The organism is Zhongshania guokunii, from assembly GCF_040892635.1.
Lineage (GTDB): Bacteria > Pseudomonadota > Gammaproteobacteria > Pseudomonadales > Spongiibacteraceae > Spongiibacter > Spongiibacter guokunii.
Genome location: NZ_JBFRYA010000010.1, coordinates 1 through 12,611 on the forward strand (window position 1 = coordinate 1; position 12,611 = coordinate 12,611).

Annotated in this window: 10 protein-coding genes and 1 rRNA gene; 7 read left to right on the forward strand and 4 right to left on the reverse strand. The window is 48.4% G+C overall.

Annotated elements, in window-relative coordinates; all coding sequences use genetic code 11:
* The first annotated feature begins 83 nt into the window (after positions 1–83).
* From rrf to AB4876_RS12030, 5 genes are all read left to right on the forward strand, one after another.
* Positions 84–199 (forward strand): 5S ribosomal RNA (rrf, locus tag AB4876_RS12010).
* A 760-nt stretch (positions 200–959) separates the two neighbouring features.
* Entirely contained in the window at positions 960–1,769 is an 810-nt protein-coding gene (locus tag AB4876_RS12015) for an alpha/beta hydrolase fold domain-containing protein (protein ID WP_368381908.1), read from the forward strand.
* A gap of 311 nt (positions 1,770–2,080) precedes the next feature.
* On the forward strand, positions 2,081–2,722 hold the full coding sequence (locus AB4876_RS12020; protein ID WP_368381909.1) for a substrate-binding domain-containing protein: 642 nt from the start codon (positions 2,081–2,083) through the stop codon (positions 2,720–2,722).
* Positions 2,723–2,857: 135 nt separating this feature from the next.
* Complete coding sequence (locus AB4876_RS12025; protein WP_368381910.1) at positions 2,858–3,469, forward strand: SOS response-associated peptidase; 612 nt, start codon at positions 2,858–2,860, stop codon at positions 3,467–3,469.
* Between the two features lie 384 nt (positions 3,470–3,853).
* Positions 3,854–5,101 carry an OmpP1/FadL family transporter gene (locus AB4876_RS12030; RefSeq protein ID WP_368381911.1) on the forward strand — a complete coding sequence of 416 codons (1,248 nt, stop codon included), beginning with the start codon at positions 3,854–3,856 and terminating at the stop codon, positions 5,099–5,101.
* Between the two features lie 47 nt (positions 5,102–5,148).
* Here the strand turns inward: AB4876_RS12030 and AB4876_RS12035 are convergent, their stop codons facing one another.
* From AB4876_RS12035 to AB4876_RS12045, 3 genes are read right to left on the reverse strand one after another with little or no spacing between them, the layout of a single operon-like run.
* Positions 5,149–5,904: a hypothetical protein gene (locus AB4876_RS12035; RefSeq protein WP_368381912.1), complete on the reverse strand. Its 756-nt coding sequence runs from the start codon at positions 5,902–5,904 to the stop codon at positions 5,149–5,151.
* Entirely contained in the window at positions 5,888–6,322 is a 435-nt protein-coding gene (locus AB4876_RS12040; protein ID WP_368381913.1) for a hypothetical protein, read from the reverse strand. Before AB4876_RS12040 ends, AB4876_RS12035 begins: the two co-directional genes overlap by 17 nt.
* A complete protein-coding gene (locus AB4876_RS12045; RefSeq protein WP_368381914.1) occupies positions 6,322–6,552 on the reverse strand; it encodes a hypothetical protein in 231 nt (76 codons plus the stop codon). The genes AB4876_RS12040 and AB4876_RS12045 overlap by 1 nt, the downstream gene beginning before the upstream one ends.
* Positions 6,553–7,120: 568 nt before the next feature.
* On the opposite strand from AB4876_RS12045, the gene AB4876_RS12050 reads away from it, so the two are divergent.
* Both AB4876_RS12050 and AB4876_RS12055 read left to right on the forward strand, forming a co-directional pair.
* Complete coding sequence (locus AB4876_RS12050) at positions 7,121–8,740, forward strand: thrombospondin type 3 repeat-containing protein (RefSeq protein WP_368381915.1); 1,620 nt, start codon at positions 7,121–7,123, stop codon at positions 8,738–8,740.
* 42 nt (positions 8,741–8,782) lie between these two features.
* Complete coding sequence (locus AB4876_RS12055; protein ID WP_368381916.1) at positions 8,783–9,532, forward strand: hypothetical protein; 750 nt, start codon at positions 8,783–8,785, stop codon at positions 9,530–9,532.
* A gap of 249 nt (positions 9,533–9,781) precedes the next feature.
* Here the strand turns inward: AB4876_RS12055 and AB4876_RS12060 are convergent, their stop codons facing one another.
* Positions 9,782–12,379, reverse strand: coding sequence for a TonB-dependent receptor plug domain-containing protein (locus AB4876_RS12060; protein ID WP_368381917.1), 2,598 nt, complete (start codon positions 12,377–12,379; stop codon positions 9,782–9,784).
* Between the last annotated feature and the right edge of the window lie 232 nt (positions 12,380–12,611).

The window sequence follows — 12,611 nt, forward strand, 5'->3', positions numbered from 1 at the left end:
ATATCAGCTTATTTACCACCTTATTTGGATTGAATGACGCAGTGCTTAGGCACGTAAGACATGCATTCAACCAAGCCAGTTTGCCTGGCGACCATAGAGACATGGTACCACCTGATCCCATCCCGAACTCAGAAGTGAAACGTGTCATCGCCGATGGTAGTTTGGGGTTTCCCCATGCGAGAGTAGGTCATCGCCAGGCTTCTAAATACTAGCCCCAATAGCTAACGCTGTTGGGGCTTTTTATTGTAATTTAAATGGCCAAAGCACTCGCTTTACTCGCGGGCCACACTGACCCGAGATTCAATAGAGTCTCGGGTTTTTTTATGGGTTGCTGGAAGTGCGCTCCACGAGGCGATGCCCTACGTAGGTCACAGCCAAAGCACTCGCTAACGCTCGCGGGCTGGGCCCTCGCCAGGCTTCTAAATAAATGGCCATAGCACTCCCTGCAGTCGTGGGCCACACTGACACCCCGTTCAGCTTATGCTGGACGGGGTTTTTTATTTAGGACGCGAGAAGCGTCTCTCACTAAATACCGGGCTCATGCGACATGGCCACAGCGCTTCGCGGGCCACGCTGAACTCTGTTCTGAAAGAACGAGTTTGGTGCGACATAGCGCAGCGGAGGCATCCCGAAGGGATTGCGTACCCAAAGCACTCGCTTCGCTCATGGGGCAGGCTCAGCACTGCTCGCAACACAAAGTAGGTAATCATTACGCACCCACTCAATTAAGAACCGCAGTCCGCCCTAAGCCTTTTTAAAACCCGCAACACCCCTAACAGCGCCACGCTAGACGGGAGACGGTGAACGGTAAACGCAAAGGCTGCGCACTTTAGTTGGTTAGTGTTTGTAGTTTAACGTCTCTCATTAAGTGCCTCCCCACGCTACCGATTAAAATCTATGATATCGATAAGCACGTAAAACCCCGTTTAATGATTTGTACAGTATCAGTGATGATCAATATGAAATTAGTAATTATTATTTTAGCGATAATCTTTGTTGTCGCTTGCGCTGGAGTAAAAGCGCGGTCGGATGGTGGTTATGTATTAACCCAAAATGTAGTTTATAAAACTATCGACTCCCAGCCTTTAGCGGGGGATATGTACATCCCTGAATCAACCGGTCTAAGGCCTGCGGTGGTTGTCGTTCATGGCGGCGGCTGGACTAATCGCAGTGGCGATATGGCAGGAATCAGTAGGCGGCTGGCTAAGGTCGGCTTTGCGGTGTTCAACATCACCTATCGCTTAGCTCCTGAAGACCGGCACCCTGCGCAGGTAGAGGACGTATCTGCGGCGCTAGAATGGCTTTACACGAATGCAGAACAATATCAGATAGACTCCACGCGTATTTCGGGTTGGGGCTACTCTGCGGGGGCTCATTTAATTCTACTAGCAGGATTAGATCGCCAGCGGCCGCCCTATCTCAAGAGTATAGTTGCTGGCGGCACGCCGGCAGATCTCACCGCGTGGCCCAACTCCCCGCTGGTATTGAAGTTATTAGGGAAACCGCTGGCAGGCGCGGAGGCCGAATGGCAAGACGCCTCCCCCGTTAATCATGTTACCCGCCAATCGCCGCCAGTATTTCTATATCACGGGCAGTGGGATGCACTTGTTGAGCCCGAGCAAATGGCTATGATGAAGACTGCTTTAGATGAAAAGGGGGTTTCAGCTAAAACCTATACAGTTAAGTTTCTCGGGCATATCGCGACCTATGCCTTAGCTTCTGGCGCGGAGCAGCAGGGTATGAAGTTTATATCTGAGCAATCTAAATAAGAGTATCGATAAGGTCGCCTGAGGGTGTCGCGCATCCACTTCATAAGTATTTTGCACAATGCGCTTTTAGTGGTAGTTATGACCATAATTGAGCGTCAATTTGTACTGATTTTAAGTGGCCAACACCCTCTGATTGCTGCGCGGCGGGATAGGGCATTATAAAGCAAGTACTATGATAAATATGGTGGGCATTAAAATTGATATTATTAGAATTGATCTGTTATCCATTAATGGAGCTGTTAAGAAAAGTAGTTGTGTGGGCTTGTTTTCTTTCTGCATCGCTATTGCACGCCGATGGAAGTGAAAGACCCGTGAGTGTTTGGGGTTTATCTATTTACGGAGTAGACATTACTCAAAATTATACCCAACCCTTTTTTGACGACCTATTCGAGGCGTTGGGGCGTCCCTATAGTGTGTTTTACGGTAACGATATTAAGTTGCTTCAAGCTAAATGCAATATTGAAAACCACGATCTCATCGTTGGTAGCTACAATTACGATATGCAAAATTTCGAGCGCAATTGTGGCTACCAGCTAGTTGCATTGACAGATCAAGCAATCAATATGTATATCCGCGCCGACGCAAATCTAGATGAGATTAAATCCCTAGCTCTTATTCAAGGTGTTAGTGCGGGTGAGGTCCTCATAAGCGACGATAAGTCCGTGGTGTATTACCCTAATCATGTTACTGCCATTCTCGCGCTGTATCGCGGTGAAATCGATGGGGTTGTGAGTAGCGAAACCGGTGTTAAACCGCTATTACCGTTATTGGGAAAAAAAATAAAAGTCGCATATACCTTTTCAGAGCAGGGCCACGCAGTGGTATTGATGTCCCGGAGCTATTTCGCCAGCGTGGACGGCAAAAAACTCCGTTCGCTACTGCTTAGTAATCGTGAAAAAAGTCTAGAAGTATTTGTCGATGGTATGGGCTTGGGAAGGTGGCGCCAACCCTAAAATAAACTGCGTACGCTATTTATTAATTCGCGCGGATGACCTTCGCCAAGTGTGTAAAGAAAACTAGGCTTTGCCTGTATAGTGCCCCTAAGTTGCAATGCAGATTTTCCAAAACAAAAAGGCCGGAGTACGAGAATGTGTGGGGCTTTTGAACAGCATGGCGTAGCGATGCACGAATGGGCCGCCTTGTTAAGTGAGTGGCCTGCGAATGACGCCAGCCGGATAAATATTCGTCCGACAGATATGGCAGGGACACTTGATGCTACCGGTTACGCACTGCGCAGGTGGTCACTTATTCCGCACTGGTCAAAATATCCCAAGCTAAAGTTTGCGACGTTTAATGCCCGTGCTGAATCGCTTACTGAAAAGCCTAGCTTTCGCGACGCGTGGCATCAATCCCAGCGGTGTATCATCCCGGTCTCCGCTTACTTCGAATGGCCAGTGGTGGATGGCAATAAACAATGTCACCGCCTGGCTCGACAAGATGGCGGTGCGATACTTCTTGGCGGGCTTTGGGAAAACTGGACGCAGGGGGAACTTGCTCTCAATACCTTTACAATTATCACTACCGCTGCGGCAAGCGATGTCGCCTGGGTGCATTCGCGAACTCCATTGCTAATAGATCCAGCATATATTGATCAGTGGTTGCGGGGGTCGCCAGAAGAGGCGGGGAAATTGCTGAGATCTAGAGAAAAGTCAAGCCTATTAGCTACGGGAGTGGCTAGCCCTAAAGATAGTTCTAAATAGTTTGAATAAGCCGAATGTGGCGTACTTCGGTTTTATTAATTGATGTTTTACGAAAATCCAGTCCTTCACGGGGCTGGATTTTTTTATTGTCTAATATTTAACCGAGCTTTAGGACGATTACCTTTCTCTGTGCGCGCCGCTACCTTGAGCGAAAGCTGTCTTTTATTTGCGAAATGGCAAAAAATAAAATGGAGCTTTTATTTATGTTGATATATTAGTTACTAAATAGCTGGTGTTTATAAGCTACTATTTTAATTGATTATAGTGCTGCGTATTTTGTTATTTTATAACTATTGGGCCAACAAATATTAGATATTAATCTCTTAACTCTGTAGTATTTTTCGCTACATAATGGAGATAATAATGAATAAGATAGGATCGTTTGTGGCTTTGCTACTGATGTCTACGCTGGCTATGGCGGGGAATGGACTTTATGTGACGGGCTTTGGCGTGCGCTCCTCGTCAATGGCTGGTGCGGATGTGGCCTATAGCCGAGACAGCACGGCGGTAAATACTAATCCGTCTGGTTTGTCACAGTTAAAACATAAGCAGCTGGACTTCTTTACGTCGAGTTTCTTTACGGGCAACAGTCATTCGGACTCACTTGGTAACAATAAAGAACAAAAGAATGACTTTGGCACAGTTGTTGGACTTTCCTATGCGCAGCCAATTGCTAACAGCCCTTTTACCGCGGGTATTGGTTTATTTATTCAGGGTGGCTTGGGTTATGTTTATCAAGATTTGGAAACCGGTTACGGCAATAAAGATGACACCGAAATACTGTTCAGCGTAATAAAACTGGTGCCGGGAGTAGCATGGCAGGTTTCCGATACGCTCAGCTTAGGCGCTAATATTGGCATTCATTACGCTCGTCAAGATACGAAGTTTTTTCCAGATACATCTTATTACGATGCTACAAATCCCCAAGATACATTTGCAGGCTTGCAACTCTCGAATCTACATACTGTAAGTTATAACGTTTCAGCAGGCTTGCAATGGCAGCCGAGCGAGGAAGTAGTGATTGGCCTTAACTACACGAGTCGTTTGGGGCTAAATTTAGTGGGTAAGGCGGAGCTTGACCTTTCGGCGACAGGGCAGGAAAAGACACTCTATCAGAATACGGTTATAAGCAAATTTGCCTTTCCCCAAGAGCTCTCAATTGGTGTTGCGTGGACCTTGGGGAAATGGGTTGTTGTGCCAGAAATTCGCTGGGTGAATTACTCCAATGCGCTTGATCAGCCGCGACTGCACCTTAGCAAGCCTAATGTAAGTGGTGCACCGGAGGAGATTCGCTCAGAGTTTACTTACCAGTTCCACGATCAATATATTTACGCATTGGGCGCTGCTTATACATTAAGTGACGAATATGATATTTATCTGGGCTATAACTACGGCAAGAGCCCGGTTCCCGAGCGCAATCTATCTCCAATCCTTCCGGTGGTAGCCGAACACCATCTGTCCGCTGGCCTGAGTTATAAACCAAAGCAAAGTGACTACATCTACAGCATGGGTGTTGAACACGAGTTCCCAGAAGATATCAGCTATGAAAATTCAGGAGCGCGTATCGGTAATGGCGCAAAACTACATATCGAAACGTACTTAATTCGCTTTATGTTGAGTAAGAAATTTTAAGTTAATTATGGCTGATATCAGTACGCTATATCGTTGATAACAAACATCTAGGTTTGTGGTTTCTCCAGCTGTGCTTGGTTACGTATTAGAATCTCATGACGGTGCTTAGTGGCGATGATGGTTAATAGCACGGGCATCAGTTTATTCCAATCGGTACCGGTTACTTTAAAAAAGCCATAGGTAGCAAGCGCGAGCCAGCCAGGAGGCCCAATAAGCTGGGCGATTGTGGCTGATAAGCCAGTGTAGGCGGCGTAGGGCAAGGTGATACCTACCGCGTGAGTGGCAAAGCCGAGTGCCGTGGTAGCGCCGGCATACACCGCATAGCCAGATGCATTGGCCAGCGCTAATACACTCGCCGCCGTGCGCAGGCCGCCAATCTCGCGGCTTTTGATTCCTGCTGCATCCCACATTGGAGTCGCATTAAACTCTTCAGTAAAAAAGCGGTCTCTTTGCGGCGGGTTCATTTTTGCTAACGCGGCGACGATAACGGCCTGGGGGATGTAGCGCTCGTAGTCGTCTACAGATGTACAGTACTTGTGGACGCCGAGCTTTTTCGCGGCGCCTGCCAATAACGTCTCGTAAGTCGGGCAGGACATGTCTTTACTCGTGTCTTGCCGTATTACACGCTTGAAATTGCGTTTAATGCTGTGCCTAGTGCGGGAGTTGTACAGCCAGCGTATTTGTTCGCTGATGACATCCGCAGTGGTGACGCCTTCGTCTAGGTCACAGAGAATGGCCAAGATGATTTTGTCGCGTTCGTCCCAATCTGCGATTAAGCTCTTAAGCTCAGTTTGCTTTGTCACGTTTTTTCCGTTCCAACATAAGTTCGGCACGGGAGCGCAACGGTGCGTTGTGGCGTAGGGCGTCGAAGCCGTCGTGCTGCTCCACTGGCTTGCTCGGCGTAGGCTTAGCGGGTGAGCGCGGCGCCTTGCCCAAACCGTCTTTCTGGCCGCGGGCCGATCTACCGGCTCTAATGATTTTGCGTTCTACAAAACACAGATAAGCAATGCCCGCCGTTAGCCAGCCCAGCCAACGGAAATAAAAGGCCAGTGGTGTTAAATCGAGTCTCTCCGTCGCTTTAAAAAATGCTACGGCTTCTGAATGAATTAAATTCACCGCTAAAACCATTAACACCGTAACAATTATACCGAGTGCGCGCTGCCTAATGTGGCGTCGCCATATCATATACAGCACGCCGCTGCGCAATAGAGGAATCAACATTAAAAGTTACCCAATGTTAGCGCGGCAATGAGTGCGGCAAGGCTGTAGTTCTTGAGCTTGCCCCGCAGTTTTACCTCTTCATCGTAGACCAGAATCTCAAGCTCATCCGCACCTAATTCGCCTGGTGCAATGCCTTTTAGTGCCAGTTGCTTCTTGGCATTGGCAATGGCGCCTTCTCGGATACGCGCGCGGTATTTGGCAAGGAGTTTTTCTTTGGCTTGGCTAATCATGGGCTCTTAGGTCTTACTCGTCTTCGCTCGTGTGTTCCTCCATTCTAGCTCGCTGACGGGGGCTTAGCGACCAGTAGCAGGAAATACGGGCTTGGGGGGTTGGTTCTTAACCAGTATTTGGTGGCGACTTGCTCTAGCTAACCTTCGAGTACTATGAGCCTACGCTTATAAGTATTGGGTAATGGAATCGCAGCATATACTGCCTGTTAATTACCCTTGCTGCGTCCAGGATACATTTAGATGTCTATTTTATTCAGTAAGTTATGAGAATTTAGTTTTCTAAAATTCTTTCTCGCCTGATCCCCAGTATTTTCGCAGTGTTGGCCGGTGTTGAGTGATTTTTAAGCAAGGGTTGGCTAATAATTTACTTGTAAAACAAAGACTTTAGTTATTAAATTCCGGCTAGGACACATATTAGCCATGGAGTGCATTAGGGAAAAGCATAATTATATTCAAGTAAACGCTATCTTTTTCAGCAGTTTTTGACTTCTTGCTGCCGAGTTTGGTCTTGATAGCAATCAATCAATTCGTACTAACTAAATAACGCCATACCTTATTTGGGGGTTTCATGTTACGACAACAACTCGCTCTTTTTAGAGCGAAAGGGTTTGCTATTGCCCTGATTTCTGCAGCAGTGAGTGCTTGCGGCGGTGGCGGAGGCGGCGGTTCGCCTGCAAATCCAAGCACTAGCATACAGGGCGCCGGTGTAAAGGGGCCGTTGGCCAACGCAAGTATTAACGCCTACGCGTTTGATGCAAACGGTACTGATTTATTCGGGTCCCTTTTGGGTGCTGGCACCACTAACGCAGGTGCTGCAATCACTGGTCTTAGCATCCCTGCCAGCCACAGTGGCGCGGTTATTCTTGAGGTCTTGGCAGACGACGATACTATTGATATCACTACTGGTAGTGCACCAACTATAAAACGATTTTTGACCGTAATTGACGTTAGTGATGTTAATTCTTCCTCAGTTTATCTGTCGCCGTTGACGACAATTGCGTATCGCCTTGCGGCTCAGAATGGCGATTTAGCAAGCGCGGTGTATAGCGGTAACGCTGACTCGCAACTGAGTGAAGCGGAGTTTCTGGCCGCTTTTTCGGCAGCTTCTCGGCAAACCGCAAGCGCCCTTGGTTTTGGTATGAGCGCGTCAGTATCACTTAACTCAACTGCGCCCTTGATAAATGACAGTGTGAATAGTATTGAGAAACAAGTGTTGGCCGCACAATACCGAACTGCAATTGAAGCGGTCAGTGCTGTTGCTAAGAGCCTTGTTGATAACGCGACCCAAAATAATTCTGCGATCACTGTGAGTGGCGAGGCAATGCTAGCTGCCCTTGCTGATGACTTGGCTGACGGCAGTATCGATGGTTTGTCTAAGGGCAATGCTATTGCGGCGTTTAGTGATGTCGACAATGTTGTTGGTTTAGTGACCGTTGATCCGTCCACTTTATTTATTCCTGGTACCAAAATTAAGGTCTCTGATATAGAGACTGTCCTAGTTAGTGAAAAGACCATTACCGGTGCTAGTTCGGACACTGCTGCCTTAGAAAATGGTTCCGCTAAATCGGATCCTGTCGTTGCACGAACTACTCCAGACTCCGATGACGATGGCGTTGACGATAGTCAGGATAACTGTCCTGCGCACATTAATACTCAACAGCTCGATTTGGATAGTGACGGCAAGGGTGACGAATGCGATGAGGATCGAGATGGTGATGGCGTTAATAACAGTGACGACGCCTTTCCGAACGACGACAAGGAGTCAGTTGACACAGATCTAGATGGCATAGGCAATAACGCCGATTCCGACGACGATGGTGATGGTGTCGCAGATGAGCAAGACGCGTTCCCATTGGATAAATCTGAATCGCAAGACACTGATCAAGACGGTATTGGTAATAACGCCGATACCGATGATGATGGCGATGGCGTTAGCGATGAGGCAGATGCGTTTCCGCTAGATTCAACAGAGTCAGTCGATACCGATAACGACGGAACTGGAGACAGCGCAGATACAGATCGTGACGGAGACGGTGTTGAAAATGAGTTCGATAACTGTCCGTTAACGCCTAACGAAGATCAGTTAGATTCTGATAACGATAATATCGGTGATGCCTGCGACGATTCAAGCGACTCCACAATTGCCGTGTGGGATGGATTTAATTGGGATGAAGCCAATTGGCAGTAATGGTTTCCCCAGAAAAACAAAAATTTATTTAAGGAATTATTTATGAATATGAAAAAAATGGCTTTATCACTTGCTGTAGCATCACTTTCAATGACTGCAGTCGCCCAGGTTCAAAACGGGGAGTTGAAAACATTTTCAGCTAATACACCTGCTAAAGCGACAGAGGTTAATCAGAACTTTACTGTTTTAAAGAATGGTATTAACGCTATAGCTGACTCTGTGGCTGCACTTTCTGATCGCGTTGTTGCGATCGAAGAATACGCTCCAAATCAATCTGTCGCTGGACGTTGCTATAGTGTCACTGGCTATGAAACGGAATTGGCGCGAGAAAATAACGCTAACTCTGATAACCCTTATAGTTCAGCTAAGGGCTACGTTCATAGTTTGCAAGTTAGGAACGGTTACGTGTTTTTTGATGGAGAAAATCAAACAGGACGTATTTCAGTTCGGCGAGATACAGTAAACCAGTATTTTCTAGAGTCGGGTGGCGGTAACTTTACGCGAGCGGATCAAGGCGAGGCTGGAGATTTTATCAGTACCGAATACATGGATTACGATATAACGTGGTCGCAAACTAACTCTTCAGTTGTAACTCAAGATCTTGACGCCGACGAAGGCGTGGAGACTATATCATTCACGAGCTCAAAGTCAGGCGACATTCTATTCGGTACTGAGATAGAAACGAATGGCTATTCGAGCGGTGCGAAATCTGGCGAAGTAAGGCTTTATCTTCTGAATGAAATGGCCTGTAGCGAGGCACAGCAGGGTGACGCTGCGCTCACTGCGCAATAAATATTAAAATGCCTTAGTCCTAGGGCTAAGGCATTTTAATTTTTCTATTTACCGCTCCGAACGTTAGCTACGGGCAATCTTGGCTACGAGCTCGAAAGGGCTTTGTTCTCTTTGGATGCCAGTGTAAAAAATGCCTATGTGTGGCATAGAGTGGTGAATGTAATAAGGCGAACTGAGCTCAGTTCGCCTTTTTTTGGCTTTGCGCCACCGAGGTCCCTGTCGGCGGGTAAATACCGATGTTGTCAGTCACTAAAAGTCATAAACGACACCGGCAAAGAAGTACGCGCCATTAAAACCGAATGGGGCGGAGCGTCGTGAGTACTGGAATACCCCAGGTGAATCAACAAAGACATTGCCATTGCTGTCGGCGATAGTGCCGGCTCGGCTTTGCCCAATTCTGTTTTGGTCTGGTGTCTCGTCAAAAATGTTGTTACCACCGAAGTTAAGCGTTACATCTTCTTGCAGGCGGTAGCTTAAATTAATGTCGGTTAGCACCTTCGCATCAAAAGTTTGCCGATTTGATGCGTTGTCGCAGGCCCCTTCGCACACGGTGTATTCACCATAGCGATTAAAGGCGAGCACTGCGGTGAAGCGCTCTAAGGAGTAATTGAAACTGAGGTTTATACGATCCTTTGGCTGCCACTCTTCAATAATCGATATGTCCTGCGGACTAAATACATCTGAGGGGTCGAGCGTAGAAAGACCGCCGCCGGCAAATATCTCGGTTACGTCGGTTTCAGTAAAGTTGGCGGCAAATGAAATGGCTAAATCGCCAGCGCCGGCCGCCATGGTGTAAGTACTAACAATATCCACACCGCTGGTTTCGGTGTCGGCACCATTGAGGAAAAACTGCGCGCTGCTGGCACCAGCGGCGGCGAGCGCCGCAGTTAAGTTCTGATCGCCCAGCGACGAAGTTAAGCCACCGCTAAGTACGATCCGGTCTTTTATATCAATTTGGTAGGCATCAACAGTGATTGTCCAGCTGTCGATGGGCTCCAGCACAAAGCCTGCACTCAAGTTAACCGACTCTTCCTCTTTAAGCTCTGGAATGCCAATGGCCTTGGCCACCGCACTGTCGTTACGAAAAGTGCCGCGCTCCTGTGCAGAGAGTCCGCCCATGCCGTCAGATACAAACTGAGTACTAATATTATTGAAGTACTGCTGCTGCATGGACGGCGCTCGGAAACCGGTACTTGCGGCGCCCCTCAAGCTCACCCTATCGGTTACCCGAAAGCTGCTGGCGAGTTTGAAATTAAGGGTGCCACCAAAATCGGCGTAATCATCGTAGCGCAGCGCGCCGCTGGCCAGCCACGACTCAGAGATTTCGTATTCGGTATCGGCATACAATGACCATACGTCGCGGCTTTCATCTAGTTCATTGCCAGGCTGAAAGCCCGGAAAAACCTGTATGCCGGCAGCCGCATCGGCGGTGTACATAGACGCGCCACTGGCATCGGTGTCGTAATCATAATAAGAGTACTTATCACCGGCGGTAATCTCATAATCATCGCGGCGCAACTCGGCGCCCCAGGCTACGCTCCACGCTCCAAGTGATTGAGTGAAGTCGAGATTGATGGTTTGCAAGCCAAGGCTAAGCTCACCAGCGTCGGCAGAGCGCGACGCCCGCGCGCGAATATCGGCATCGCTCAGGCCCTGCCCGTAGCGCAAGTCATTAACGAAAGAGGCATTTACGGAGTTGCTAATAAAAAAGGCAAAGTCGTTCCAGCCTACGGTGTAAGACAGATCCATTGTTAAGTCATCGGCAAATTCTTGGCGATAGCCTAGGCTTGCCGAAAAATCATCAATTTGGGTATTAATCAGCGGGAGAAAGCCATTGGGTGCAAAGGCTTCGCCATCTGCTAGCGTCGGATTGTTATCGATTTGATTGGCGCGGCGATAGAAACCCGCCGAGGTGCTTTCGCGGTCGGAGTAGGTAACAAAGCCATAGAGCTCGCCGGCCTCCAGCTGATAGGCGGAGTTAAGTATCACGGCTAATTGCTGCGACTCAGCATCACCAATTCTAAAATTCTGGCGCGGGAAGGTCGCCTCCCGTGGATCAGCGGCTTCATCAATACCGTCTGGGTCCGCACTGCCAGCGCCGTCATTTAAGGCATCGCAACCGGCTAAATACTGACATTGGCCACTGAGACCGGCGCGGTTGGTCGACGCACGGTCACGAAAATTCAAGGTTGCATTTACAAAGCCGCGATCGCCCAGGGGAAAGCCTTTGGAGAGGTCAATGTTGTAGGTCTCGCCATCGCCCTCGGAGTACTCGCCATAAGAAACGCCAATTCGGCCCGCTTCGGGTTCATCGCTGAGTACAATATTGATTACACCGGCAATTGCGTCTGAGCCATATTGCGCGGCCGCGCCATCGCGCAGTACTTCAATCCGTTTGATGGCGGCACCTGGCACTGCATTCATGTCGACACCGGAGGTGCCGCGTCCAACCGAGGTGTTAACGTGAATTAGGGCGCTGGTGTGTCGGCGCTTGCCGTTTATTAACACCAGAGTTTGATCTGGCCCTAAGCCGCGTAATGTGGCCGGTCTAAGCGCATCGGTGCCGTCGCTGATCGACGAGCTGGAAAAATTAAATGATGGCGCAACCGACTGGAGCATTCTGCCCACTTCAGTTTGGCCGGTTTGGCGAAGCGTGTCTGCGCCTAAGGAGTCTACCGGCACCGGCATGTCCACGGCGGTTCGCCCTGGTTTGCGAGACCCCAGTACCACCACCTCTTCTATCTCCAGCTTCTTTTCTGATGTGTTGCTTTGTGCGTAGATATCACTCGCCGTCAGTGATAACAGGCAGAGCCCAAGCGGTAGTTTTAGCTTTTCGACGTAGGACATAGATACATTCCTCATTATGATTATTATTTAAGTCTGGCAAACAGAGCGCTGTAACAGAAAGCCCTCGCTATAGCCTTCTTTCCACTATAGGGCAGATATCGTCTTTCACAAGCTGGTATTGGTACTATTACCATTTAGGCTAACCGAATATTTGGCGCAAAGCTCTGGTCTCTGCGGACTATTGGTATGCCGTGTCATTGTGCGATCATGGGCGTAAGTTGATGCGGTAGTG

Bases quoted from the DNA above. Each gene is read 5' to 3' on its own strand.
- AB4876_RS12055 (WP_368381916.1), top strand. From the start codon at position 8,783: ATGAATATGAAAAAAATGGCTTTATCACTTGCTGTAGCATCACTTTCA.
- AB4876_RS12015 (WP_368381908.1), top strand. From the start codon at position 960: ATGAAATTAGTAATTATTATTTTAGCGATAATCTTTGTTGTCGCTTGC.
- AB4876_RS12040 (WP_368381913.1), bottom strand. From the start codon at position 6,322: ATGTTGATTCCTCTATTGCGCAGCGGCGTGCTGTATATGATATGGCGA.
- AB4876_RS12050 (WP_368381915.1), top strand. From the start codon at position 7,121: ATGTTACGACAACAACTCGCTCTTTTTAGAGCGAAAGGGTTTGCTATT.
- AB4876_RS12025 (WP_368381910.1), top strand. From the start codon at position 2,858: ATGTGTGGGGCTTTTGAACAGCATGGCGTAGCGATGCACGAATGGGCC.
- AB4876_RS12060 (WP_368381917.1), bottom strand. From the start codon at position 12,379: ATGTCCTACGTCGAAAAGCTAAAACTACCGCTTGGGCTCTGCCTGTTA.
- AB4876_RS12045 (WP_368381914.1), bottom strand. From the start codon at position 6,552: ATGATTAGCCAAGCCAAAGAAAAACTCCTTGCCAAATACCGCGCGCGT.